This window comes from Streptomyces geranii, from assembly GCF_002954775.1.
GTDB lineage: Bacteria > Actinomycetota > Actinomycetes > Streptomycetales > Streptomycetaceae > Streptomyces > Streptomyces geranii.
Genome location: NZ_PJME01000082.1, coordinates 1 through 24,785, shown reverse-complemented (window position 1 = coordinate 24,785; position 24,785 = coordinate 1). Strand labels below are relative to the sequence as shown.

Annotated in this window: 19 protein-coding genes; 6 read left to right on the top strand and 13 right to left on the bottom strand. The window is 70.2% G+C overall.

Annotation, left to right across the window (positions count from 1 at the left end):
* Positions 1 to 369 precede the first annotated feature (369 nt).
* Positions 370 to 1,068 carry a response regulator transcription factor gene (locus CW359_RS43430; protein ID WP_105975782.1) on the bottom strand — a complete coding sequence of 233 codons (699 nt, stop codon included), beginning with the start codon at positions 1,066 to 1,068 and terminating at the stop codon, positions 370 to 372.
* A 311-nt stretch (positions 1,069 to 1,379) separates the two neighbouring features.
* Here CW359_RS43430 and CW359_RS43425 point away from each other — a divergent pair, with 311 nt between their 5' ends.
* Positions 1,380 to 5,462 carry an nSTAND1 domain-containing NTPase gene (locus CW359_RS43425; protein WP_105975781.1) on the top strand — a complete coding sequence of 1,361 codons (4,083 nt, stop codon included), beginning with the start codon at positions 1,380 to 1,382 and terminating at the stop codon, positions 5,460 to 5,462.
* 204 nt (positions 5,463 to 5,666) lie between these two features.
* Here the strand turns inward: CW359_RS43425 and CW359_RS43420 are convergent, their stop codons facing one another.
* The 3 genes from CW359_RS43420 to CW359_RS43410 all read right to left on the bottom strand — a co-directional run bounded on the left by CW359_RS43420 (position 5,667) and on the right by CW359_RS43410 (position 8,798).
* Positions 5,667 to 7,451, bottom strand: coding sequence for a Vps62-related protein (locus CW359_RS43420; protein WP_105975780.1), 1,785 nt, complete (start codon positions 7,449 to 7,451; stop codon positions 5,667 to 5,669).
* 190 nt (positions 7,452 to 7,641) lie between these two features.
* Positions 7,642 to 7,926: a DUF397 domain-containing protein gene (locus CW359_RS43415; protein WP_105975779.1), complete on the bottom strand. Its 285-nt coding sequence runs from the start codon at positions 7,924 to 7,926 to the stop codon at positions 7,642 to 7,644.
* The gene (locus CW359_RS43410) at positions 7,923 to 8,798 is read right to left on the bottom strand and encodes a helix-turn-helix domain-containing protein (protein ID WP_105975778.1); all 876 of its coding nucleotides are present in this window, start codon (positions 8,796 to 8,798) and stop codon (positions 7,923 to 7,925) included. Before CW359_RS43410 ends, CW359_RS43415 begins: the two co-directional genes overlap by 4 nt.
* A 126-nt stretch (positions 8,799 to 8,924) precedes the next feature.
* Here CW359_RS43410 and CW359_RS43405 point away from each other — a divergent pair, with 126 nt between their 5' ends.
* The 4 genes from CW359_RS43405 to CW359_RS46125 all read left to right on the top strand — a co-directional run bounded on the left by CW359_RS43405 (position 8,925) and on the right by CW359_RS46125 (position 11,169).
* Positions 8,925 to 9,515 carry an ATP-binding protein gene (locus CW359_RS43405; RefSeq protein ID WP_105975777.1) on the top strand — a complete coding sequence of 197 codons (591 nt, stop codon included), beginning with the start codon at positions 8,925 to 8,927 and terminating at the stop codon, positions 9,513 to 9,515.
* Positions 9,516 to 9,665: 150 nt separating this feature from the next.
* The gene (locus CW359_RS43400; RefSeq protein ID WP_105975776.1) at positions 9,666 to 10,583 is read left to right on the top strand and encodes a helix-turn-helix domain-containing protein; all 918 of its coding nucleotides are present in this window, start codon (positions 9,666 to 9,668) and stop codon (positions 10,581 to 10,583) included.
* Positions 10,584 to 10,660: 77 nt separating this feature from the next.
* On the top strand, positions 10,661 to 11,008 hold the full coding sequence (locus CW359_RS43395) for a hypothetical protein (protein ID WP_105975785.1): 348 nt from the start codon (positions 10,661 to 10,663) through the stop codon (positions 11,006 to 11,008).
* Positions 11,005 to 11,169 (top strand): hypothetical protein, encoded by a 165-nt coding sequence (locus CW359_RS46125; protein ID WP_198655597.1) that lies wholly within the window; start codon positions 11,005 to 11,007, stop codon positions 11,167 to 11,169. The genes CW359_RS43395 and CW359_RS46125 overlap by 4 nt, the downstream gene beginning before the upstream one ends.
* A 48-nt stretch (positions 11,170 to 11,217) precedes the next feature.
* Here CW359_RS46125 and CW359_RS43390 read toward each other — a convergent pair whose 3' ends face one another.
* From CW359_RS43390 to CW359_RS43355, 8 genes are all read right to left on the bottom strand, one after another.
* Positions 11,218 to 12,663, bottom strand: a complete 1,446-nt coding sequence (locus tag CW359_RS43390) for an RICIN domain-containing protein (RefSeq protein WP_105975775.1) — start codon at positions 12,661 to 12,663, stop codon at positions 11,218 to 11,220.
* A gap of 110 nt (positions 12,664 to 12,773) precedes the next feature.
* Positions 12,774 to 14,081 (bottom strand): amidohydrolase family protein, encoded by a 1,308-nt coding sequence (locus CW359_RS43385; RefSeq protein WP_105975774.1) that lies wholly within the window; start codon positions 14,079 to 14,081, stop codon positions 12,774 to 12,776.
* A 168-nt stretch (positions 14,082 to 14,249) separates the two neighbouring features.
* Positions 14,250 to 14,948: an urea ABC transporter ATP-binding subunit UrtE gene (gene urtE, locus CW359_RS43380; RefSeq protein WP_198655599.1), complete on the bottom strand. Its 699-nt coding sequence runs from the start codon at positions 14,946 to 14,948 to the stop codon at positions 14,250 to 14,252.
* A 5-nt stretch (positions 14,949 to 14,953) separates the two neighbouring features.
* A complete protein-coding gene (gene urtD / locus CW359_RS43375) occupies positions 14,954 to 15,742 on the bottom strand; it encodes an urea ABC transporter ATP-binding protein UrtD (RefSeq protein WP_105975773.1) in 789 nt (262 codons plus the stop codon).
* On the bottom strand, positions 15,739 to 16,869 hold the full coding sequence (gene urtC, locus CW359_RS43370; RefSeq protein WP_105975772.1) for an urea ABC transporter permease subunit UrtC: 1,131 nt from the start codon (positions 16,867 to 16,869) through the stop codon (positions 15,739 to 15,741). Before urtC ends, urtD begins: the two co-directional genes overlap by 4 nt.
* A complete protein-coding gene (gene urtB / locus CW359_RS43365; protein WP_105975771.1) occupies positions 16,866 to 17,753 on the bottom strand; it encodes an urea ABC transporter permease subunit UrtB in 888 nt (295 codons plus the stop codon). Before urtB ends, urtC begins: the two co-directional genes overlap by 4 nt.
* A gap of 65 nt (positions 17,754 to 17,818) precedes the next feature.
* Positions 17,819 to 19,072: an urea ABC transporter substrate-binding protein gene (gene urtA, locus CW359_RS43360; protein WP_105975770.1), complete on the bottom strand. Its 1,254-nt coding sequence runs from the start codon at positions 19,070 to 19,072 to the stop codon at positions 17,819 to 17,821.
* Between the two features lie 171 nt (positions 19,073 to 19,243).
* On the bottom strand, positions 19,244 to 20,395 hold the full coding sequence (locus CW359_RS43355) for a substrate-binding domain-containing protein (RefSeq protein ID WP_105975769.1): 1,152 nt from the start codon (positions 20,393 to 20,395) through the stop codon (positions 19,244 to 19,246).
* Between the two features lie 127 nt (positions 20,396 to 20,522).
* On the opposite strand from CW359_RS43355, the gene CW359_RS43350 reads away from it, so the two are divergent.
* Positions 20,523 to 22,535, top strand: coding sequence for an NAD-binding protein (locus tag CW359_RS43350; RefSeq protein WP_198655598.1), 2,013 nt, complete (start codon positions 20,523 to 20,525; stop codon positions 22,533 to 22,535).
* 189 nt (positions 22,536 to 22,724) lie between these two features.
* On the opposite strand, the gene CW359_RS43345 is transcribed toward CW359_RS43350, so the two are convergent.
* A complete protein-coding gene (locus tag CW359_RS43345; protein ID WP_105975768.1) occupies positions 22,725 to 24,533 on the bottom strand; it encodes a S9 family peptidase in 1,809 nt (602 codons plus the stop codon).
* Positions 24,534 to 24,785 lie beyond the last annotated feature (252 nt).

The following is a 24,785-nucleotide window of genomic DNA, read 5'->3' as shown; positions in this document are numbered from 1 at the left end:
CTCGCCCCCGCCGCCCCTACCCGTCCCATCCCCGGGGGGGGGGGGCCCCCGCCCCCCCCCGGGGGGGGGGGGGGGGGGGGGGGGGGGGGGGGGGGGGGGGGGGGGGGGGGGGGGGGGGGGGGGGGGGGGGGGGGGGGTGGGCCCGGCGCGGGGGGGGGGCCGCCCCCCCCCAAAATCGGCCTGGACGGCCTCGTCCTCAAACGCCGGACGGGCTAAAAAAACAAGCGCCGACCGGCACCATGTGCAGCCCAGGCCAGCACCACTCAGCCCGTCCGGCGTTTGAGGACGAGGCCGTTCAGGCCGATAGCGGGGGTCTGGGGGCGCAGCCCCCAGGGATGGGTCGGGTAGGGGCGGCGGGGGCGAGGAAAGTCAGGGGGTTCCCGGGTCTGCCAAGCGGTAGCCGCGGCCGTACACCGTTTCCAGTAGGCGGGGGGAGCCCTCGGACGCGCTCTCCAGTTTGCGGCGTAAGTTCATTACGTGGGCGTCCACCGTCCGTTCCAGGACGTCCCTTTCGAAGCCGAACACCCGTTCTAGTATCTGGGCCCTCGTGAACACCCTCCCCGGCTCCCTCGCCAACGTCTCCAGGATGTTGAACTCCTTCGACGTCAGCGGCACCGGACGGCCCGACAGTCTTACCTCGAAGCGGGACGTGTCCAACTCCATCTCGCCGACCCGTAGCAGCGTCGGCTGCGTCTCCACCGTCTTGCGGGCCCGCCGCAGCAGCGCCCTCACCCGTGCCGTCAGTTCGCGTGGGCTGTACGGCTTCGTCAAGTAGTCGTCCGCTCCCAGGTCCAGGCCCAGGAGCATGTCCTCCTCCGTCGTACGAGCCGTCAGCAGCAGGATCGGGACGTCCGACTCCGTGCGCAGGATGCGGCACACGTCCAGGCCGTCCACCAGCGGCAGCATCACGTCCAGGACGATCAGGTCGGGGCGCGTCGAGCGTGCCCGGTCCAGTGCCGCGCGGCCGTCCGCCACCACCTGGACCGTGTTTCCCTCCCGTTCCAGATAGATCCGGATCAGACGGGACTGCATCGCGTCGTCCTCGGCGACCAGAATCCGAGCGCTCAACGGTTCTCCCCCACCCCAGCGTCCCCGCATCCCCGACCCTGTGCGGCGCACCCCAGCACCGTACTGGCCCCACAACGCCGCTCGGCACCGGTCCCTCCCCACGTGGGGACCGGTGCCGAAAGATGGCCGGGGTCTTCGCCTCGTTCCTTACTTCGCCATGATCCTGCCATTCAGGGCCCCGCGAGAGGAGCTTCCGGCGCTGGCCGGGCGACGTATCCGCAGGTCAGGCATATAGAGTGGGTTTTCCGGACCGGACAGCAACCGGGCGACCACCGGACGTCAGCCGATCACCTACGCGGGGGAAGTAAGGAGTGGAGACCTTGAGTTCCGACTCAGGGGCACGCACGGCCTTCGCGGAGCGGCTCGCGTTGTTGTACAAGGAGGCCGGAAATCCACCCCTCAAGCGGGTGGCCGAAGCCGTCGTCCAGTTGCAGCGGGTCGACGAGCGCGGACGGCCGGTACGGGTCTCCGTACAGCGGATCAGTGACTGGCGCCGGGCGAAGAACGTGCCCGCCCAGTTCGCCGCCCTCGCGGCCGTACTGAGCGTCCTCGTCCCGCAGGCCCGCCGCGCGCAACCGGTCCCCGTCTCCCCGGGGCTGTACGACATGGCCCACTGGCAACGCCTCTGGGAACGAGCCGTCGCCGACCCGGTGGGGGAGCGCTCCCCCGGCTCCCCCGGCACCCCTGCCGACGAGGACGACTCCCCCGCCGCCGAGATCGCCGCCGTACCGGCCGCCGTCTGCCCCTACCGAGGTCTCGCCTCGTACCGCCTGGAGGACACCCGCTGGTTCTTCGGCCGCGAACGCAGCACCGACGCCCTGCTCGCCCACCTCCACGCGGCGGAGACAGCCGACAGCGACAGCGGTAGTGACAGTGGCAGTGGTCGTAGCGGGCTTGTCATGCTTGTCGGGGCCTCCGGTGCCGGGAAGTCCTCGCTGCTCAGTGCGGGGCTCGTGCCCGCGTTGCAGGACGGTGGGCGGGGTGCCCGGGAGGTCGTTCAGCTCGTGCCGGGGAGTGATCCGCTCGCCGAGCTGACCCTTCGCATACCCGGGCTCGCCGACGTCCTCTCCTCCGCCGACGGGGACAGGGAGCCCGGGTCGGTCGAGTTCGCCCGTGCCGTACGGGAGGTGGTCGGTGCCTGGGCACGACGGGACTCCCCTGACCCCTCCGACGCCTCCGTCTCCCCCGCCCGGCCCGTCGTCATCGTCGATCAGTTCGAGGAGACCTTCACCCTCTGCACCGACGAAGCCGACCGCCACACCTTCATCCAGCTCCTCCACGCCGCCGCCTCACCACCGGAACCCGGTACGGAACCAGGTACCGACGGCTCGGCCCTCGCCCCCGCCCTCGTCGTCCTCGGTGTCCGCGCCGACTTCTACGACCAGTGTCTGCGCCACCCCGAACTCGCCGACGCCCTCCAGCACCGCCACATGGTCCTCGGGCCGCTCACCACCGCCGAGCTGCGGGAGGCCGTCACCGGGCCTGCCAAGGCCGTCGGGCTTGAACTCGAACCCGGGCTCACCGAGCTGATCGTGCGCGAGGTGAGCGCCGACGGGCCGCGCGGGGCGCATGACGCGGGTGTGCTGCCGCTCCTCTCGCACGCCCTGCTCTCCACCTGGCAGCGCCGCAAGGCCGGGAAGCTGACCCTCTCCGGCTATCGCGCCGCCGGTGGTATCCAGGGCGCGGTCGCCGCGACCGCCGAGCATGCCTGGACCGGGCTCGACCCGGCCGCCCGTGCCGCCGCACGGCTCCTGCTGCTGCGGCTCGTGCGACTCGGCGAGGACACGCAGGCCACCCGGCGGCGCGGTACTCGGCGGCAGCTGGCCGCGGAGTCGGCGGACCCGGGGAAGACCGAGGAGTCGCTGGAAGCGCTGGTGCGGGCCCGGCTGGTGACGCTCGACGCGGAGAGCGTCGAGATCACGCACGAGGCGCTGCTGCACGCCTGGCCCCGGCTGCGCGACTGGATCGACGAGGACCGGGGCGGCAATCTGCTGCGCCAGCGCGTCGAGGAGGACAGCCGGTCCTGGGAGGAGTCCAAGCGCGACACCTCGCTCCTCTACCGGGGTTCGCGGCTCGACCAGGCGCGTACCTGGGTGGAGTCCGCCGGTGACACCCATCTGACGCGCGGCGCGGGCCAGTTCCTGGCCGCCTCGGTCCGGCTGCGCCGCCGTACCGTCCTGATCAGCCGGGCCGCCGTCGCCGCCGTGGTGGCGCTGGCCGTGGTGGCCGCCGGGGCGGCGCTGATCGCGCGGCAGCAGCGGGACGACGCGGTGTTCGAGAACGTCCTCGCGGAGGCGGACCGTGTGCAGGCGTCCGACCCGTCGCTGTCGGCGCAGCTCAGCCTGGTCGCGCACCAGCTCCGTCCGGACGACGCGAGTACCCGCAGCCGGTTGATCTCGATCGTCAACACCCCGCTGTCGACGCCGCTGACCGGGCACTCCGGCGCCGTCTACCTCACCACGTTCAGCCCGGACGGACGGCTCCTGGCCACCGCGAGCTACGACGGGACCGTACGCCTGTGGGATGTCGCGAACCGGGCGCGTCCCAAGGCGCTCGGCAAGCCGCTGGCCGCGAACGCGAGCTGGGTGAGCAGCGCGGTGTTCAGTCCGGACGGCCGCACCCTCGTCAGCGCGGGCGACGACGGGACGATCCGGCGCTGGGACGTGTCCGACCCCGCCCGCCCGAAGGCGCTCGGCACGCCCCTCGACGGTCACGACGGCACGATCTATCTGATCGCGTTCAGTCCGGACGGCCGTACGCTCGCCTCCGCCAGTGAGGACCGCAAGGTCCAGCTGTGGGACATGACCTCGCCGGCCCGGCCCACCCCCCTCGCCACCCTCACCGGCGCGGGCGCCGCCGTGCGCGCGATCGCGTACAGCGCGGACGGGCGGCGGATAGCGGCCGGTGGTGACGACAACACGATTCGGCTGTACGACGTCTCGAACCCGCGCGCTCCCAAGCGGTACGCCTCGCGGCTGACCGGGCACACCGACCTCGTCCACTCGGTGGCCTTCAGCCCGGACGGCCGTACGCTCGCCAGCGGCGCCGCCGACGACACGATCCGGCTGTGGGACGTGTCCGACCCCGACCGGGCCGCCCAGCTCGGCGCACCGCTCACCGGGCACACCGACGCGATCTGGTCGGTGGCGTTCAGTCCGGACGGTACGACGCTGGCCGCCGCGAGCGCGGACAGTACGGCGAGTCTGTGGAACGTGAGTGAGCGGGAGTACCCCTCGCAGGTCGGCGAGCCGCTCGCGGGCAGCAGCGGGGAGATGTACGCGCTCGGCTTCAGCCCGGACGGCCGTACGCTCGCGACCGGCAGCGGTGACGGCAAGGTGCGGCTGTGGTCGCTGGCGACCTCGGACATGATCGGCCGGATCGGGGTGTTCCGCCCGGACGGCAAGGTGCTGGCCACCGGCTCGCGCGACGGGCGGGTGCGGCTGTGGGACGTGCAGCGGCCGGACCGGCCGGTGGAGCTGGGCGAACCGTTCACTCCCGGGGAGGGCGAGGTGCGGACGCCGACCTTCTCGCCCGACGGCCGTACGCTCGCCCTCGCGGCCGGGAACAGCACGGTCCAGCTCTGGAACGTCAGCGATCCGAGGCATCCCGTGGCCTGGGCCGCGCCCGTCCGGCTGAAGACGCGGTTCGCGGCGACGGTGGCGTTCAGCCCGGACGGGCGGGTGCTGGCCACGGCGTACGAGGACTTCACCGTGCAGCTGTGGGACGCGAGCGACCCGGCCCGACTGCGCCCGCTGGGCCGCCAGTTGACCGGTTACAAGGGGTACGTCGACGGGTTCGTGTTCAGCGGGGACGGCCGTACGCTGGCCAGCGCTAGCGCGGACGGCACGGTCAGGCTGTGGGACGTGAGCGATCCGGCGCGGGCGACCCTGCTCGGCAAGGTCCTCCGGGACCACCAGGGTCCGGTCAACGAACTGGCCTGGAGCCCGGACGGCCGTACGCTCGCCAGCGGCAGCGACGACGGCACGGTCAGGTTGTGGGACGTGACCGACCCGGCGAAGGCCCACAGCCTCGGTGCCCCGCTGACCGGGCACACCGAGGCGGTGGAGTCGCTTTCGTTCAGCCCGGACGGCGAGGTCCTGGCGAGCGGCGGCAACGACAACACGGTCCGGCTGTGGAAGGTCGGCGACCCGGCGAAGGCCAGGTCGATCGGCCAGTCCATGAGCCCCAACGCCAAGACGGGCAACTTCCTGGCGTTCAGCCCGCGGGGCGGGATCGTGGGGGTGTCGAGCGGCGCGGACACGGTCCGGCTGTGGAACCTCGACGTCGACACGGCGGTGTCCCACATCTGTGCGACGACGCGTGGCGTACTGACTCCGGAGCGGTGGCACGAGTATCTGCCCCGACTTTCGTACGATCCGCCGTGCGACGAGTGAGGGGTGGGTGGGGTTGTAGGGAAACGAGGGCCCAATGAGAGTGATCCCGATCACAACTGGTCGTCTTAGAGGAGCAGTCGGCTCCCACTGAGCATGCGGGCTTGTTAACCTTGGCCAGAGCCCGATCGCTGGTGCATCCCCCGTCGCCAGCGGTCGGGTTCTTTTGTGCCCAGGCCCGGGGCCTGGTCGCCGGCCGCCCGGTCGTCAGCCGCGGTAGCTGAAGTTCTGTACGGCCCAGATGGCGCCCAGGCCGCCTTCCTTCACGCGGAGGGTGTCGCGGGAGAGGACGCCGATCCGGTTGCCCGCGAGGACCAGCGAGCTGGGGCCGTCGTACTCACGGGCCCAACCCGCGTGCAGGTCGCCCTCCTTCACCAAGGCGACCCCGCCGCTGATGACGCCGATCCGGTTGCCCGACAGCACCAGCGAGGTGACGTCGCCGTACTCGCGGACCCAACCGGCGTGCAGGTCGCCCTCCTTCACATAGGCCTCGCCGCCGCTGATGACGCCGATGCGGTTGCCGGACAGGGCCAGCGCGCTGACGTTGTCGTACTCACGGGTCCACTCGGCGTAGAGGCCGCCCTCCTTCACCAGGGCGAGCCCGCCACTGCCGCTGAGGACGCCGATCCGGTTCCCGGACAGCACCAGCGAGCTGACGCTGTTGTACTGGTGGACCCAACCGGCGTCGAGCGCGCCCTCCTTCACGTAGGCGTCGCCGCCGAGGCCCACGATGCCGATGCGGTTGCCGGACAGGGCCAGCGAGCCGACGCCCTGGGACACGCGGGTCCAGGCCGCGTCGACCCCGCCCTCCTTCACGTACGCGTCGCCACCAAGTCCGAGGACGCCTATGCGGTTGCCGGACAGGACCAGTTGCTTGACGCCCGAGGACACGCGGGTCCAGGAGGCGCTGGGGCCGCCCTCCCTGACGTAGGCGTCGTTGTCGGTGGTGACGATGCCGACGCGGTTGCCGTCGGCGACCGCCTTGGCGACCCCGCCGCCGAAGAGGTCGGGCTGCCCGTCGAAGGCTTGCATGGAGGGGTCGTACACGCCCTTGAGGTTCGGGCCGTCAGGGCCCTCGACCAGGATGCACTGGCCGGTGAGGTCTTCAAGGACGGGCGTGCAGCCGTCCTTCCGGGTGCCCCATCGGCCGTCGTAGTTCAGCCAGGACCACTCGCCGGTGTAGGTGCCCGGGGGCTGCCAGGCGAACACCTTGACCGACTGCCGGGTGTCCCAGATCCCGCTGTTGATGTTGTAGCCGGCGATGTCGGTGAGGGAGTCGCCGTTGAACAGCTCCCGGTAGGTGTAGTGCCCCGGGTAGGGGTAGAGGGCGTGGGAGCCCCTGGCCGAGTAGACCACCGGACGGCCGTTCTCCGTGGCGATCTCCCCGGTGCCGTACGCCTGGGTCTGGCCGCCGTCGTGCTGGCTCAGGGAGACCTGGTAGGGCGCGTCGTCGACGAGTCGTACGGTGATGTGCTCCCAGTCGCCGACGTGGTTGCCGAACGTCGAGTAGCCCCCGAGGCAGCCGCCCCAGATGTCGCTGTACAGGCCGACGCACACCCGCTTGCCGCGGTTGTAGGGGAAGAACTGCCAGTAGTTGATGTCGGTGATGTTGGTCGCGCGGCCGTTGGCGGTGCGGTGGACGACCTGGGCGTAGATCGGGGGCTGCACGCTTCCGGGGGCCGTGCCGCCGAGGAACTCCGGGTCGGTGCAGGAGGGGCAGCCCAGGGGCTGGTTGGGCACCCGGTAGGTCTCGTCGCCGTGCTGCTCGGTGTGGGTGTTGGCGAGGAACGACTCGACGTCGCTGGGGAAGTAGTTCTCCGCCGGGTCGAAGATGATCTTGGGGGCGTACTTGCGCGCCAGTTCGGTGTCGGCCGCGGAGACCGTGGCGGTGGATGCCGTGGCGGACTGGGCGGGCAGTGCGGGCAGAAGGGTGAGGGCGCAGACGGCCGTGAGGAGACCGGCTGCCCATCTTCCTGTTCGTGAGGCGAACATAGGGGTCCCGTCATGAGGGGTTCGGGTAGGTGCGGTGCTGGTCGAACACCGCAGACCCTATGAAGCAGCCATGAAGGAAATCCTTGCCGCTTCCTACACCCTCCGCCTCACCTCACCGACCCGCCTGACCTGCGAACTCACCCCTCGGCGGGCTCAGTTGCCGCGCCCCGACCGGCAGAGAACCGGCAACCTACCGGCAGGAGTACGGGACGAACTGGGCCCAGGTGGTGGGGGTGAAGGTGAGACGGGGTCCGGCTTCTATGTTCTTGGAGTCCCGGATGTGGATCGTGGAGGGGGTGGTATCGGGGGTGATGGCCATCTCGACGCAGGACTCTCCGTCGTTCCCGTCGCTGTAGCTGCTCTTGAACCACGCCAGGGCGACTTCCACACAGGTGTCTCCGTCGGGGCCGCTGCTGTAGCTGCTTTTGAACCACGCCAGCTCGGAGGCGTCCCCGGCGGAGGTCTTGCGGATCATGTCTCTCCCAGTAGTTGCTCGATGAGGGCCAGCGACTCCCCCGGTGGAAGAGCCATCGCCCGGATAGTGCCAAACCGCAGCTCAAGGATCCGCAGCTGCTTCGGTTCCGAAATCGGGCGACCGTTGAACGCACCGTCGGAGCGCCCAACCGCCGTGCCGTCCGCGAACTTCAGCAGCTCAATCCTGCCACCCATGCCGGGATGGGCCACGCTGTCCACCGGCATTACCTGAAGCGTGACGTTGCGCAATCGCCCCACCTCCAGCAGGCGTTCGAGCTGCCGTCGCCGGTCCATTCTCTCTCCGACCCGGCGCCGGAGCGTCGCCTCTTCCTGGACGAAGTTGAGTGCGGGCGCGGGGTCACGGCTGAAGATCGACTGGCGGGCGGTCCGCGCCGCCACCAGACGCTCCATCTCCCCCTCCGAGTAGGACGGTTGCCACACCTCGAACAAAGCCCGCGCGTGTTCAGGCGTCTGCAGCAGACCGACGATGCTGCTGCACTCGTACATGCCGATCTCGACCGCCTTGGACTCCATCTGCGCGATCTCCCGAACCTTCTTCGGGTACCGGACCTTCTCCAGGTCCTCGTTCATCGCCGTGAGGAGGCCCGCTGCCTTCAGGACCTTGTCCGACTTGACCATGTACTCGGGGCGGGCGATCCGTTTCCCGCCCTCGATCTTGTAGACCATGTCCTCGCCATACCCCACCTTCCTGCCGAACTCGCCGGCCCGCATCCCCGACGCCTCCCGGCGAAGCCGCAGTTGGCGGCCGACCGCCTCGACGACAGCCACCCCCCACTCGTCGTCCGGGTCCACCTCCCAACCCGGCTCGTCCGCCTCACCCTTGAGCTGTCCCGCCTCGTCATTCACACTCATGCCTCCGCCCTTACCCGAACGCCCCGCCCCGACAGCCCGGACATGACCGGACAAGCTCCGGACAGTCACCGTACGCATCGGCGGAGTCACTGCTCACGGTAGGTGTGTACGGCCACTCTGAGTGATGTGAATCAACAATTCGCCGCCCCTGAGGCCCCCGTCGAGCACTACTTCCGCAACTTCAGCGTGCGCCTGTCCCCCACGCCACGTGGGGCCCGGCTGGCCCGGCTGCTGACCGCCGAGCAACTCCGCTCCTGGAACGTCCCCTTGGACCCGGCCCGCCAGATCGTCGCCGAGTTGGCCGCGAACGCGGTCACGCACGGACGCGTACCGGGGCGCGGTTTCCGCCTCTCGGTGTACATCGTGGCCGACACCCTGCGCATCGAGGTGACCGACACCTGCGCCGACCGGGAGCCGTGTCCTCAACCCCCGTCCGAGGACGCGGAGTCGGGGCGGGGCCTGGCTCTGGTGGAGGCGCTGGCGGACCGGTGGGGGTGGGCGCCGGAGCTGCGACCTCGTAAAACGGTCTGGGCGGAGGTCGACGTATCGGCCGCCGGAGCACCGGAACCCGGAAACCCGTGCTGCGGTGCTTCGGGCGCTCCCACCAAAGAAACACGGGGAGAAAGAACCCAACCAAACCCCACCCCCTCCCGCCCGCTCCGTCCGCTGGAGCGCGGACTGGAGCACGCAGGAGCGCAAACTCACTCCCCCGAGTGAACATCACCAACTCAGCTGGATTTGTGCCCGGTTGCCTGCCTTACGCTCAGCGCAGCAGCACCACGACAAACAACCCCAGACATGCGACGGCCCTCGCCGGGACTGGCATCCCGATGCGAGGGCCTGACCACCGAGGAAGGGCACTTCCTGATGGACACCCGAAACCCTAGCGCGCCCTCGCGCGCCCAGTCCCGTTCCAAGGGCAAAAACCACCCTCCCCGGCGACCCGATTCGGGCGTCTCGGGCGTGGTCCACAAGAACGTCCGTCTCACCACCCGCTTCACCGTGATCGACAACGGCCTCGCGCAGCACCCCGATCTGGGGGCGACGGCGATCGGGCTCGGCGCCTACATCCAGTCGCTGCCCAACGGCGCCCAGGTCGACATCAAGACGCTCGCCGCCCGCTTCCACGAAGGCGCGACCCGGATCGCCGCCGGACTGCGCGAACTGGAGGAGTACGGCTACCTGAGCCGCACCCGCGAACGCACCTCCACCGGCCGCATCATCACCCGCACGGTCTCCTTCAACCGCCCCAGGCAGCCCGGGGAGGAAGGGCAGGACGGGGAGGAACCCGAGCGCACCGACGACAGGCCCGCTCGTACGGCCCCCTCGGCGCCCTCGGCCCCGGAAGAGCCCAGGAAACGCGCCCCGCGCAAGCCGCTACCGGCGGTTCCGCAGCCCGCGTACAAGGGGCCGGGCCTGCTGGAGGCGGCCACCGAACTCCTCGTGGGCCTGCGCCGCCATGACCCCGACCTGCTCCTCTCGGCCTGCGACACGGCCCATCTGGCGCCCGGGGTCGCCGCCTGGCTGGAACGGGACGTCAGCGCCACAGCCGTACGACACGCCCTGCTGAGCGACCTCCCACCCGAGGGAATGCGCCGCCCGGCGGCCTTCCTGGCCCACCGCCTCATCAACCAGCTGCCACCCCCGGCGCCGTTCCGCGCACCGGCCGCGCCCCCGGCGATCCGCCACCCACTCCAGAACTGCGACAGATGCGACCGCGCCTTCCGGGGGCCTGAACGGGGGCAGTGCCGCGAGTGCCGGATCAGCGCTCAGGTGACCGCCTGATGCCCGCCGCGTTCTCCACCGAGGCGTTCTCCGCTCATGGCTCGATACCCTGGCGTCGGCACCCCCAGGAGGACACGATGAGCACCCAGTCTGAGCACGGACGCGAGCTGATCCCCCGTCCCGAGCACACGCCTGACGCACTGCGTGCGGCGCTCGCCGTCGTCGACCCGGGCCGTCTGGAGGAGATGCAGGCGCAGAAGGACGAGGCATTCGCCCTGGCGGTCGAGTGGCAGTCCCTCAGCCCGGTGCGGAGCTGGGTGCTGGCCTGGGCCAGGAACATCGAGATCGCGCGGCGCCCCGAACTGTCCGTCCGTTTCGCCCGGGCGCAGAGCCTGCTGGAGCACGAGGATCCGGTCACGGCCGGGGAAGCGCTGCGCGAGGTGACCGCTGTGCTGGACGAGGCCATGAGGGCAGTCCGCGAGTGAGCTGGAAGTGGGAGTACGCCTTCGGCGCGGAGGATGCCGCCCGCGAGGGGCTGGACCCGAAGGGCGGCGACATCATCGTCCCCGGCGGCATGTTCACGTACCAGGTCGTCGTGCGGAGCGAGCGCGTCTACGTCGTCCAGATCACTTACCTGGGTTTCTGATACCTGGGTTTCTGATACCTGGGTTTCTGACTGACGGTTGGGCCGCCGTCAGGAACTCGTCGGCCGGAGGATCTCCCACTCCTGGTCGTCCGAGATCGAGCAGGTGTAGAGGGTGAGGTTCGTGCCCTCGCCGCCCGTGCTGTAACCGGCCACGTCCAGGCATTCGTTGTTGCTCGCGTAGTTGCGGATCCAGTAGTAGCCGCTCGCCACCTTCTTCACCCACCACAGCTGGTTGTCGGCGGTCGTGCCGTCGCAGGTGTACTCCAGGATCGGGGACCTGATCGGCTTCGCCCCGTAGTCCCCCAGGTCCACGCACAGCTGGTCCTTGAGGTTGCGGATCTGGAAGAGCACCGTGCCGCCGGGGCCGAGCTTCGGGTACCGCTCCTCCAGGTTCCAGCGCTGCGCGGTGTTCGTCTCGTCGCACCTCGACTGCACGACCCGGCCCTTCGAGTCGCTGTCGTCGGCCGCCGGGAGCGCCACGCACATCTTGGTCGTCGAGTTGCGCAGCATGACGTTGTTCGCCGGTACCACCGCCGGAGGCTTCGGCTTCGGCGACGAGGAGGCCTCCCCTCCGCCGCCGCCATCGCCATCGCCGCCGCCATCGGCCGGCTGTTCCGACTGCGTTGGCTGGGCGGGGGGTTGGGGCGCTTCTGCCTGCGGTGACTCGGCGGGGGCCGACGGTTGAGGTGTCGGTGTCGCCAGGGGTGGGGGCAGGGTGCTGACCGAGGCCGCCTGGAACTCGCGGGCGTTGCTGGTGAATTGGGGTCTGTACGCGATCCACAGCATCACGAAGGTGATCGCCAGGGCCAGGGTGATGCCCAGCGTCGTGGCGAACCAGCCCGGCAGGAAGCTCCGTTGGACGTACGTGCCCTCGACCGTGAGCGGTGTCGTCCCCGACCGCTTCACCTCGATCACGTACGGCCGCTCCTCCTTCGAGCCGAACCACGTGATCTGCCTCGGCTTCAGCGTCGCGTTCACGAACGCCGCCCGGCCCGGTTCGATCTGGACGTTGGCCGGGTGGAGGTCGTAGGAGAGGTGGTCGCCGTTGTCGCTCCCGCTGAGCGACGCCGTCACCTTCGTGTTGCCGAGGTTGTCCACCGCCAGCTTCGGCCGCCCCCGGAGACGGCCCTTCACGGTCGGCGGGACCAGCTCGGCCCGTACCTCCGTGAACGGCGTGATCGTCAGATTGCCCTCGGGGACCGTCACCGCCTCCGGGTGCTCGGTCGGCGTGATCCGCACCGCGTACGCGTTCGGGCCGGCCGTCGCGTCCGGGGTGCGCGGTGGCGCGAAGGTCAGCTCGACCGTGCCCGTCGTCCCCGGGAACAGCCGCAGCGAGGCGGGCTCCACCCTCGTCCAGGGCGCGATGTCACCGACCGGCTCGAAACGGTACTCGTCGACCACGTCCCCGGTGTTGCGCAGGCGCAGCCGTACGGTCGTACTGCCCCCGGGGTCAACGGTCGTCGAGGCAGGTTCGAGGGAAGTCCAAAGGCTCACCGTTCGACGTTACGGTGCCGATCATCATCCGTCAGGGGCCCCCAGGGCAGGGCCGGTTGCCCCGACGGGCAACGGCGTCGGCGAACAACACCCTTCGGAAAGGCGGGAGTTCACGTGCCTGCCGCCGCCGCTGCCGCCACCGCCGCCCGTGCCCTCGACCTGAACGCCTCCAACTTGTCCACGGGTTCGGTGAGTTGGCGACTGCGTGCGCGGATACTGACGTCGTGCCCGTCGGCCGCCTCGCGCAGCGCGCCCACCGTGGCCCGGTCCTTCGGGATGTGGGCGAAGGGGTCGAAGGAGTACCAGCGCATCGCGTTCTCGTGGGTCATCTTGACGATGTCCTCGTCCGGGACGGAGTGCTTCTCCATCACGCCGTGGATCTGTTCCGGCGCGTCCGGCCACATGGAGTCGCTGTGCGGGTAGTCGCCCTCCCAGCAGATGTTGTCGATGCCGACGTCGTGCCGCAGCTTCACGCCCAGGTCGTCACTGATGAAGCAGGTCAGGAAGTGGTCCCGGAACACCTCGGACGGCAGCTTCCCGCCGAAGTCCTGGAGCGTCCAGGTCGCGTGCATCTCGAAGGTCCGGTCGACGCGCTCCAGGAAGTACGGGATCCAGCCCGTGCCGCCCTCCGACAGCGCGATCTTCAGGTCCGGGAACTCCTTGATCGCCCGGGACCAGAGCAGGTCGGCCGCCGCCGACACCAGGTTGATCGGCTGGAGCGTGATCATCACGTCCGGCGGCGAGTCCACCGCCGGGATCGCCAGCCTGCCCGACGACCCGATGTGCACCGACATCACGGTGTCGGTGTCGGACAGTGCGCGCCACAGCGGGTTCCAGTACTCGTCGTGGAAGCTCGGGTAGCCGAGGGCGGCCGGGTTCTCCGGGAAGGTCAGGCTGTGGCAGCCCTTTTCGGCCACCCGACGGACCTCCCCCGCGCACAGCTCGGCCGACCAGATCGCGGGCAGCGCCATCGGGATGAACCGGCCCGGGTACGCCCCGCACCACTCGTCGATGTGCCAGTCGTTGTAGGCCCGCACCAGGGCCAGCGAGAAGTCGTCGTCCTCGGTGGCGAACATCCGCGCCGCGAAGCCGGGAAAGGAGGGGAAGTTCATCTGCGCGAGGACGCCACCGGCGTTCATGTCCTTGATGCGCTCGTGCACGTCGTAGCAGCCTGGCCTGATCTCGTCCATGCCCTGGGGTTCGAGACCGTACTCCTCCTTGGGCCGCCCGGCGACAGCGTTCAGCGCGGAGTTGCCGACGGTGTTGTCGCGGAACAGCCACACGTCGCTGCCGTCCTCGCGGTGGACCAGCTTCGGCGCGTCGTCCAGATACCGCTTCGGGAGGTGGTTCACGAAGATGTCGGGCGGCTCGATGATGTGGTCGTCCACGCTGATCAGGATCAGGTCGTCCCGTTCCATGACGTTCCTCCGCAGTGACTTCGCAGCGACTTGCAGTGATTCCGACCTTCTCTCTCAACGTAAATTAGCTTCTCACTATCAGAGAATCAACCGTCCGGACAGCATGGACCGGACAGCATGAAGGGGGCCTGATCCGGCACCGGATCAGGCCCCCTTCTCTTCCTCCGCTCAGACGCTCAGCGCCTCCCGTACCGTCTGCTCGGCCCCCGTACCGCCCGCGCCCGAGGACGTCACCCGGCCTGCCTCAAGCACGAAGTACCGCTCGGCCGCCCGCATCGCGAACCCCACATGCTGCTCGACGAGGAGCACGGACAGCCCGCCCCGGGCCGCCAGCGACAGGATCGTCTCCTCGATCTCGGCGACCACCGACGGCTGGATGCCCTCCGTCGGCTCGTCGAGAAGGAGCAGGCTCGGGCGGGTCACCAGGGCGCGGGCCAGGGCGAGTTGCTGGCGCTGGCCGCCCGAGAGCAACCCGGCCCGGCGGGAGGAGAGTTCGCGCAGTGCCGGGAAGAGGTCCAGCGCCTCGGCGACCGCCTCCTTGCCGTCCGCCCGTCCGTCGGCGACGAGTTGGAGGTTCTCGGCGGTGGTGAGGTGCGGGAAGGACTGCTGGCCCTGCGGGACGTACGCCATACCTCGCGCCACCCGCTGGTGCGGGGAGAGCCGGGTGATGTCCTCGCCGTTCAGCAGGACTTGCCCGCCGGTCGGCTTCAACAGGCCCATGGCAGCACGCAGCAACGTGCTCTTCCCGGCCCCGTTGTGCCCGAGCACGGCGGCCACCCCGTCCTTCGGCACGGCCACGGTCACGCCGTGCAGGACCGTCGTACGGTCGTAGCCCGCTCGTACGTCGCTGATCTCCAACAGAGTCATCGATGTCATGCCTCCTCGCCAACAGGTACGGGGGCAGGGGTGGTCACGGACTCCGGCTCGGTCGCGCGGCCCAGATAGACCTCCTGGACCCTCGGGTCCGCCTGGACCTCGGTCACCGTGCCCTCGCTGAGCACCCTGCCCGCGTGCAGGACGCTGACGCTGCGCGCGAACGAGCGCATGAAGTCCATGTCGTGCTCGATGACGACGACCGTGTGGTCCTCGCTGACCCGCTGCAGCAGCTCGCCGGTCGCCTCGCGCTCCTCGTGGCTCATCCCGGCCACCGGTTCGTCGAGCAGCAGCAGCCGTACGTCCTGGACGAGCAGCATGCCGATCTCCAGCCACTGCTTCTGCCCGTGGGCGAGGGCTCCGGCCGGGCGCTCGGCGAGGGCGGAGAGGCCGGTGATCTCCAGGGCCCTGGTCACCTGCTCCGGAACTCCCTTGCGGCGGCGGAGCATTGTCCACATCCCGCGTCCGGCGCCCGCCGCGATGTCCAGGTTCTGGAGGACGGTCAGCTGCTCGAACACCGTCGCCGTCTGGAACGTACGGCCGATGCCCATGCGCGCGATCCGCTGCACCGGCTTGCCGAGGAGTTCCTCGTCGCCGAAGCGGACCGAGCCCGTCGCCTTCACCAGGCCGGTGACGGCATCGACCAGGGTGGTCTTGCCGGCGCCGTTCGGGCCGATCAGGAACCTCAAGTCCCCGTTCTGGACGGTCAGGTCGACGCCGTCGACCGCCGTGAAGCCGTCGAAGGTGACCCTCAGATCGCTGATGGTCAGTGCCTCGCCGCCGCTCATGCCGTCACTTCCGATCCCGAACTCGTCGTCGCCTTACGGCGGTTGCGGGCCACCGTCCACAGGGACGCCAGGCCGCCGGGCAGGAAGCCGACCGCGACCACGAACAACAGGCCCTGGAAGTACGTCCATCCGGCCGGGAACGCGTCCGACAGCGTGCTCTGCGCCCAGGCGACGGCTATCGCGCCGAGCACCGCGCCCACCAGCGAGGCCCGTCCGCCGACGGCCGCGCCGATGACGAAGCCGATCGACGGCACGATCCCGATCAGCGCCGGGGAGATGATCCCGACGGCGGGCACGAAGAGCGCACCGGCGAGGCCCGCCATGCCTGCGGCCACGACGTAGGCGACGAGCTTGACGTTGGCGGGGTTGTAGCCGAGGAAGCGGACGCGTTCCTCGGAGTCCCTTACGGCGACGAGGAGTTCGCCGTACCGGCTGACGAAGAGCTGGCGGGCCAGCAGCATCAGGAGGAGCAGTACGGCCGCGATGACGAAGTACACCATCCGCTGGTTGACCGGGTCGTCGAGCGAGTAGCCGAAGAAGCCCTGGATGTCGGTGAGGCCGTTGGTGCCGCCGGTGGTGGCCTGCTGGCCGATCAGCCAGATGGACAGCGCGGCGGCGAGGGCCTGGCTGAGGATCGCGAAGTACGCGCCCTTCACCCGGCGCCGGAACACCAGGAAGCCGAGGATCGCCGCGACCGCCATGGGCAGGACGACGGTCATGGCCAGCGCGAACAGCGGGTTGGCGAACGGCTCCCACCACCAGGGGAGGGCGTCCCCGGTGCCGTACAACTGCATGAAGTCGGGGAGCTTCTGGCCGGTGTCGGCGGCGTCGGCGAGCTTGAGGTGCATGGCCATGGCGTAGCCGCCGAGGCCGAAGAAGACGCCTTGGCCGAGGACGAGCAGGCCGCCTCGTCCCCAGGCGAGGCTGACTCCGACGGCGACGATCGCGTAGCACAGGTACTTGGCGAGGAGGGCGAGTCGGAAGTCGGAGAGGGCCAACGGGGCTATGCCCAGGAGGAGTACGGCTCCCAGGGCGAAGGCGCTGGGGACGCGGAGGCGTTCCAGGAGGGGGGTCGGGGGTGGGTTGTGCGGGGTAACTGCCTTCACGGGCTCGGTCGTTGTCGTCATGCCAGGCTCCGGGTGCGCAGTGTGTACAGGCCCTGCGGTCGCCACTGGAGGAAGGCGACGATCGCCACCAGGACGACGACCTTGGCGACGCTGACGGTGGTCGAGTATTCGAGGACCGACTGGAGCACCCCGAGCGCGAACGCGGTGATGACGCTGCCCTTGAGCTGTCCGATGCCGCCGACCACCACGACGAGGAAGGCGTCGACGATGTAGTTGGTGCCCATGGTCGGCCCGATCGGCCCGACGAGGGTGAGCGCGACTCCGGCGACCCCGGCGAGGCCCGAGCCGATGAAGAAGGTCATCCGGTCGACCCGGCCGGTGGCGATGCCGGACACCTCGGCGAGGTCGCGGTTCTGGACGACGGCTCGGATGCGGCGGCCGAGGGGGGTGAGCCGCAGGATCAGGGTGAGGGCGAGGACGCTGAGGAGGGCGAGGCCGAGGATGAAGAGGCGGCTGTTGGCGAGGGTGATGCCGCCGCCGACGGAGATGTTGTCGGTGAGGAGGTCGGGGGCGTGGGTCTGGACGTTGGGGGCGCCGAAGATGTCCCTGGCCAGCTGCTGGAGCATCAGGGAGACGCCCCAGGTGACGAGGAGGGTGTCGAGGGGGCGGGTGTAGAGCCGCCGGATGAGCAGCCATTCGAGCAGGGCGCCCATCAGTCCGGCGACGAGGAAGGCGACGGGGAGGGCGACGAGGAGGGAGAGGCCGGCGCTGCTGATGGACTTCTGGAGGACGTAGGTGGTGTAGGCACCGGCCATGATGAACTCGCCGTGGGCCATGTTGATCACGCCCATCTGCCCGAAGGTGAGGGTGAGGCCGAGGGCGATGAGGAGGAGGACGGCGCCGATGCTGATGCCGGTGAAGGATTGATTGAGGATGACCGTCATTTAGCGGCTCCTGGTCGGGGGGCGGGCGTGCGGGTGCGGGGGTGAGGGGGTGAGGGAGATCCCCGTCAGGACAGGCCCGACGCCCAGTCGTAGCCCTTCAGGAACGGGTCCGGTTTGATGGGCTTGCCGGAGTTCCAGACCTCCGTGATCAAGCCGTCGGCGCCCACCTTGCCTATCCGAGCCGTCTTGTAGACGTGCTGGCTGGCGCCGTCCACCGTCACTTCTCCCTCCGGCGCCGCCAACTTGATGCCGTCCGACGCCCCCTTCACCGCCGCCACCTCGAAGGAGCCCGCCTTCTCGACCATCTCCTTCCACAGGTACACGGAGATGTACGCCGCCTCCATCGGGTCACTCGTCGGCTTCCCCTTGCCGTACGCGGCCTCATACGCAGCGACGAACTTCGTGTTCGCGGCGCCCGGCGTCGTCTGGTAGTAGTTCCACGCCGTCAACTGGCCCTCCAGGTACTGCGTCCCGATGCTCTTCACCTCCTCCTCCGCGATCGACACCGACAGCACGGGCATGCTCTTCGCGGTCATCCCGGAGGACTTGTACTCCTTGAAGAACGCCACGTTGCTGTCACCGTTGAGGGTGTTGAACACCGCGTCCGCGCCCGAGTCCTTGACCTTGTTGACGATCGTGGAGAACTCCGTCGAGCCCAGCGGCGCGTAGTCCTCGCCGACCACCGTCATGCCCTTGGCCTTCGCGTACGCCTTGATGATTTTGTTGGCGGTGCGCGGGAAGACGTAGTCGCTGCCGACCAGGTACAGCTTGGTCAGGCCCTGCTTCTTCAGGTAGTCCAGCGCCGGCACGATCTGCTGGTTCGTCGTCGCGCCCGTGTAGAAGATGTACGGCGACTCCTCCAACCCCTCGTACTGCACGGGGTAGAACAGCAGCGACTTGTACCGCTCGAACACCGGCTTGACCGCCTTGCGGCTGGACGACGTCCAGCAGCCGAAGGTCGCGACCACCTTGTCGTCCTTGATCAGCGCCTCCGCCTTCTCCGCGAAGGTCGGCCAGTCGGACGCCCCGTCCTGGCTGATCGGGTCCAGCTTCTTGCCCAGCACCCCACCGGCCGCGTTGATCTCCTTCACGGCGAGCAACAGCGAGTTGTGGACGGTGACTTCACTGATGGCCATCGTGCCGGAGAGTGAGTTGAGAAGGCCGACCCTGACCGTGCTGCCGGAGGTGTCGCCCTTCACTCCGGCGTCCGAGGACGTGTCGGAACCGGTCTTCGCGCCACAGGCGCTGAGCGCGGCGGACGCGCCGACCGCGGAAACCCCGGCCAACAGACCACGCCTGCTGATACTGAGCCCAGACATGCAGAACCGCCCTTGCGGAGGATGGGGACGAGAGGACGACTAGAGGGGGTAAGTGCGTCCACAGCCTGGGAGTTGACTGTTTCCAATGCGTTTCCGCGCAATTGAAGAACAGTTTCCTACGGAACTAAATTTCTCCAATTAACGCTTCCAAACGAAAGGATCTCGGAAGGGCTACTTTTTGGTTTCCCCGGTATCCCTGGTATCCCCGGTGTCCCCGGAGTCCAGTTGGGCCACCACCGTGAAGTCCAGTCCGTCCGCCTCCGCGAGGTAGATGCGCTGGCTGACATGCCGGTCCCGCAGCCGCAGGAGGCCGCGTGGACCCTCGTACGACACCGCCTCGGCCGCCGCGCCGATCGCGGACACGTCGAGTGTGCGGGCGCGCTCGATCAGGGCGGCGAGCAGCAGCACGCCCTCGTAGCAGGACTCGCCGAGGCTGCCGGGGGCCGGGGCGTCGAGACCGAAGCGGGCCGTGTAACTGCCGTGGAAATCCAGGGTGTCCTGGTTGGCGAGGGAGGCGAAGAACCCCGCTGTGCTGAACAGGTCGCGGGTTGCCTCGGGGCCGCTCGCCATCAGCATGTTCTCGTCCATGAGCGTGCTCAGACGGACGCTCCTGCGGTCCAGGCCGAAGGCGCCGAACGCCCGGTTGAAGCGGACCGCGTCACTGCCCACCAGCAGCATCAACACCCCGTCCGCGTCGGCGTGTTCGATGCGGCGCAGGACGTCGGTGAAGTCGTCCGTGCCCAGCGGCAGATACGCCTCCCCGCACACCCGGCCCCGGCTCTCCCGCGCGTAACGGCGGGCGGCGCGGGCGGTCTGCCGGGGCCACACGTAGTTGTTGCCGACGACGAACCACCGCCGTACGCCCCGCACTTCACCGATCAGCCGCATCGCAGGACGCAGCTGCCCGGCGGGCGTCTCGCTCGTCAGGAACACACCCTCGGTGCGCTCGCCGCCCTCGTACAGAGCCGTGTAGACGTACGGCACCCGGTGCGCGACCCGGGGCGCCAGCACCTGTCGTACGGAGGAGATGTGCCAGCCCGTGACGCCCTGCACGAGCCCCGTCGCGACCAGCGCCTCGACCTCCCCGGCGACCCGCTGCGGCTCGGCGCCGCCGTCGACCTCGATCAGCCGCAGCTCCTTGCCCAGCACCCCGCCCGCCCGGTTGACCTCCTCGACGGCCAGCCGCGCGCACGCCTCGCACGCCGGGCCGAAGATCCCGGCGGGCCCCTGCATCGGGTACACCAGCGCGATGTTGAGCGTCGAGTCGTCGACGGTGAACCAGTCGGGAATCGGAAGGTGGAGGCGGGGGTGGTGCCGCTGCATGGGGTCATGATTGCCGTATCGGACCCGGTCGGGAACCACCTGTCTCAGTGAGGCAGTCTTTTCTCTCGTGGCGATCCTGGGGAACCTTCCGAATCAGAGCGGCCCGAGCGACCCGGTCGCCGATCACATGATCGTGTGCGGCGACGACGGACTCGCCCACCGGCTCGCCCACGAAATCCGGAACGTGTACGGCGAACAGGTCACCCTCGTCGTACCGCCCTCGGAGCGCAACGTACGGCCGCCGGTGGTCGTCCGGGCCGGTACGGCGGCGTCGGCGCTGATGGGCCGGGTGTCGGCGGCCGTCAACCGGGCGGCCGGCAATGGGCCCGCTGCCGGGGGCGGCGGCGGTGAACCCCCTTTGCCCGAGGGGGTGTTGGAGGCCGTCGAGGCGACCGAGGCCGTGCTCGACCAGGCGGGCGTGCGGCGGGCGGCGGCCCTGGCGCTCGTGTACGACGACGACGAGACCAACATCCGCGCCGCCCTCACCGCCCGCCGCCTCAATCCACGCCTGCGGCTCGTACTGCGGCTCTACAACCGCCGGTTGGGCCAGCACATCGAGGAACTCCTCGACCAGGCCTCGGTGTTGGCGACGGGCCTGGGGGATGGGTCCGGCGACGACTCGGGCGGTGGTTCCGGTGGTGGTGGGCTGGACGCGTCCACCACCGTCCTGTCCGACGCGGACACCGCCGCTCCCGCGCTCGCCGCGACCGCCATCACCGGTACCAGCAAGGTCGTCCAGACCCACGGACTGCTGCTGCACGCGGTGGAACGGCAGCCGCCCGCGCCGGGCGAGGTCGCCGACCCCGGCCTGTACACCCTCGCCCTCCTCTCCACCACCAGCAGCGACCCGGCGGGCGCCGACGGCTCCGAGGGCAGCGGCGACCAGGGGCCGCAGCTGCTGCCCGACGAGGCGGCGGTCGCGGCGGCGACGGGACGCGGGACCGTCGTACTCCAGCGGGTGTCGTACGCGTACTCCGGGACGTCGATGTCGGGCGGCCGGGGCCGGGGCGTGGTGCCGCCGTTCGCCTCGCTCTTCTCCCGGCGGCTGCGGCTGTCGCTGGCGGGCATGGTCGGCTGCGTGATCGCCCTCGCGGTCGCGCTGACGCTCGCGACGGGCGACCACCCCGTCCACGCGACGTACTTGACCCTGCTGGACCTCTTCGCGATCAACGACCCGGCGATCGGCTCGTCGATGCCCCGCCAGATCCTCCAACTCCTCTCCGGACTGGTCGGGTTGCTGCTGCTCCCGGTGCTGCTGGCGGCGGTGCTGGAAGCGCTGGGTACGTTCCGCAGCGGCTCGGCGGTGCGGAAGCCGCCGCGTGGACTGAGCGGGCATGTGGTGCTGCTGGGACTCGGCAAGATCGGTACGAGGGTGCTGACCCGCCTCCGTGAACTGCACATCCCGGTGGTGTGCGTCGAGGCGGACCCGGAGGCGCGGGGCCTGGCGACAGCGCGGCGGCTGCGGGTGCCGGTGGTGCTGGGCGACGTGACCCAGGAGGGCGTCCTGGAGGCCGCCAAGATCAACCGAGCCCAGGCCCTCCTCGCCCTCACCAGCGCCGACACGACGAACCTGGAGGCGGTGCTGTACGGGCGTTCCGTACGCCCCGACCTGCGCGTCGTCCTGCGCCTGTACGACGACGACTTCGCCACCGCCGTGTACCGCACCCTGCGCGCGGCCCACCCCGGGGCGACCACGCGAAGCCGGAGCGTGTCGCATCTGGCGGCGCCCGCCTTCGCCGGGGCGATGATGGGCCGCCAGACGCAGATCCTCGGCACGATTCCGGTGGAGCGGCGGGTGCTGCTGTTCGCCGCGATGCGGGTGGGCGGGCATGCGCAGTTGGTGGGGCGGACGGTGGGGGAGGCGTTTCGGGCGGGGGCTTGGCGGGTGCTGGCGTTGGATACGGGGGTTGAGGGTTCGTCGTCGGAGGTGGAGGGGCGGGTGTCGGGGGCGGCGTCGGGGCGGGCATCAGGGCCCGCGTCAGGGCGGGTATCGGGGCGGGTATCGGGGCTCGGGGCGGGGCTGGTGTGGGATCTGCCGGAGACGTATGTGCTGCGGGCGGAGGATCGGGTGGTGTTGGCCGCTACTCGGCGGGGGTTGGCGGAGTTGCTGGGGAGGCGGCGGGAGCGGGCGGGGGCGTAGGCGTTTCCTCGCCCCCGCCGCCCCTACCCGTTCCCATCCCTGGGGGCTGCGCCCCCAGACCCCCCTATCGCGCTGAACGCGCTCGTCCTCAAACGCCGGACGGGCTGAAGATGCGGGCATTGGCGGGGGTTCGGGGGCGGCAGCCCCCGGGGATGGGACGGGTAGGGGCGGCGGGGGCGAAAGAAACGGCTACGAGCCCAAATGCCGCTCCACGAACTCCAGTTCCAGCCGCACCTGCTTGATCCGCTCGTCCACGACCAGCGAGCCGTGCCCCGCGTCGTAGCGGTACACCTCGTGGACCGCGTCCCTCGCCTCCAGCCGCTTCACGTAGTTGTCGATCTGGCGGATCGGGCAGCGCGGGTCGTTCACCCCGGCCGAGATGTACACCGGTGCCTTCACCGCGTCGACGTACGTCAGCGGCGACGACGCCTCGAAGCGCTCCGGGACCTCCTCCGGCGTACCGCCCAGCAGCGTGCGGTCCATCGCCTTCAGGGCCTCCATCTCGTCGTGGTACGCCGTGACGTAGTCCGCGACCGGCACCGCCGCGAGGCCCAGTGTCCACGCGTCGGGCTGGACGCCGAGGCCGAGCAGCGTGAGGTACCCGCCCCAGGAACCGCCGGTCAGGATCAGGCGGTCGGGGTCCGCGAGGCCCGAGGTCACCGCCCATTCGCGGACCGCCGCGATGTCCTCAAGCTCGATCAGGCCGACCCGGTGCTTGAGGGCGTCCGTCCACTCACGTCCGTACCCGGTGGAGCCCCGGTAGTTGACCCGCACCACCGCGTACCCGTGGTCGACCCAGGCCGCCGGGCCCGCCGCGAAGGAGTCGCTGTCGTGCCAGGTGGGACCGCCGTGGATGTCGAAGACCGTGGGGAGGGGGCCCTCGACGCCCGTCGGCCTCTGGACCAGCGCGTGGATACGGCCCCCCGGGCCCTCCACCCACACGTCCTCCACCGGCACCGAACCCGGCGACTTCAGGCCGGGCGGGTCCAGGACCACCGCGCCGGTCGTCGAGCGCACCGACGACGGTTCGGCGGCGGACGACCACAGATACTCCACGCTGCCGTCGGGCCGGGCCGTCGCACCGGAGACCGAACCGGGCGGGGTGTCCACCTTGACCAGCTGGCGGTCGGTCAGGTCGTACCGGAAGAGTTCGCTGCGGGCCTCGAAGCCGTGGGCGATGAGCAGGCCCGAGCCGTCCGGATACCACTCCGCGCTGACGTCGCCCGGCAGGTCGAGGGCGAGGTCGGTCTGCTCGCCGCTCGCCACGTCCCACACCAGCGGCTCCCAACGCCCCCGGCGCTGATGCCCGACGAGCAGCCGGGTGTCCCCCTCCACGGGCGCGAAGCCCAGCACCTCCAGGCCCAGTTCCTCCGCACCGCCCTTGGTGTCGTCGAGGTCGGCGACCGTCGTGCCGTCCGGGCGCAGGACGCGCAACGCGGAGTGCATGGCGTCGCCGTGTTCCGTGTGCTCGATGGCGATGAGGGTGCCGTCGTGGGAGAGGTCGCCGACGCCTGCGGACTCGCGGTGGCGGTAGATGACGGTCGGGGCTTCGCCGGCGAGGGCGAGGTGGATGGTCGTGCCCTCCTCGTCGGTCGAGCGGCCGACGACGGCGGTGCGGCCGTCGCGGCCGAGCGCGAGCCCGGCGGGGTAGGAGGGGTCGAGCCCCGGGGTCGCCAGCTCGTCTTCCGCCCCCGTGAAGGGCTGGCGGCGCCACACCCCGAACTCGTCGCCGTCCTTGTCGTCGAACCACCAGATCCACTCGCCGTCGGGCGACAGGACGCCGTCCGTCGTGCCGTTCGGGCGGTTGGTCACCTGGCGCTGCTCGCCCGTGGCGCGGTTCCAGGCGTACAGCTCGTACGTGCCTGTCGCGTTGGACACGAAGAGGGAGCGGTCCGGGGCGTCTTCCGCCCAGTCCGGCAGCGACACCCTCGGCGCGCGGAACCGCTGCTCCCAGTCCGGCGTGTTCGTGTTCGGCGTGGGCCCGTTGCTCTGAGTCATGGCCCCATACTGCCCGCCCCGACAGACATCGCGCCGCCGAGCCCCCCACCCTGTGGACAACTCTCGCCCCCGCCGCCCCTACCCGTCCCATCCCCGGGGGCTACCGCCCCCGGACCCCCGCTTTGTCCTCAAACGCCGGACGGGCTGAGTGGGGTACCTGGGGCGGGTGGGCAAAGCGACGGTCGGTGGGTACCGGGTCGGCCTGAACGGCCTCGTCCTCAAGCGCCGGACGGGCTGGGGGGTGGGGGGTGG

Bases quoted from the DNA above. Each gene is read 5' to 3' on its own strand.
- CW359_RS43420 (WP_105975780.1), bottom strand. From the start codon at position 7,451: ATGTTCGCCTCACGAACAGGAAGATGGGCAGCCGGTCTCCTCACGGCC.
- CW359_RS43415 (WP_105975779.1), bottom strand. From the start codon at position 7,926: ATGATCCGCAAGACCTCCGCCGGGGACGCCTCCGAGCTGGCGTGGTTC.
- CW359_RS43410 (WP_105975778.1), bottom strand. From the start codon at position 8,798: ATGAGTGTGAATGACGAGGCGGGACAGCTCAAGGGTGAGGCGGACGAG.
- CW359_RS43400 (WP_105975776.1), top strand. From the start codon at position 9,666: ATGGACACCCGAAACCCTAGCGCGCCCTCGCGCGCCCAGTCCCGTTCC.
- CW359_RS43395 (WP_105975785.1), top strand. From the start codon at position 10,661: ATGAGCACCCAGTCTGAGCACGGACGCGAGCTGATCCCCCGTCCCGAG.
- CW359_RS43385 (WP_105975774.1), bottom strand. From the start codon at position 14,081: ATGGAACGGGACGACCTGATCCTGATCAGCGTGGACGACCACATCATC.
- urtE (WP_198655599.1), bottom strand. From the start codon at position 14,948: ATGACTCTGTTGGAGATCAGCGACGTACGAGCGGGCTACGACCGTACG.
- urtD (WP_105975773.1), bottom strand. From the start codon at position 15,742: ATGAGCGGCGGCGAGGCACTGACCATCAGCGATCTGAGGGTCACCTTC.
- urtC (WP_105975772.1), bottom strand. From the start codon at position 16,869: ATGACGACAACGACCGAGCCCGTGAAGGCAGTTACCCCGCACAACCCA.
- urtB (WP_105975771.1), bottom strand. From the start codon at position 17,753: ATGACGGTCATCCTCAATCAATCCTTCACCGGCATCAGCATCGGCGCC.
- urtA (WP_105975770.1), bottom strand. From the start codon at position 19,072: ATGTCTGGGCTCAGTATCAGCAGGCGTGGTCTGTTGGCCGGGGTTTCC.
- CW359_RS43355 (WP_105975769.1), bottom strand. From the start codon at position 20,395: ATGCAGCGGCACCACCCCCGCCTCCACCTTCCGATTCCCGACTGGTTC.
- CW359_RS43350 (WP_198655598.1), top strand. From the start codon at position 20,523: ATGATCGTGTGCGGCGACGACGGACTCGCCCACCGGCTCGCCCACGAA.
- CW359_RS43345 (WP_105975768.1), bottom strand. From the start codon at position 24,533: ATGACTCAGAGCAACGGGCCCACGCCGAACACGAACACGCCGGACTGG.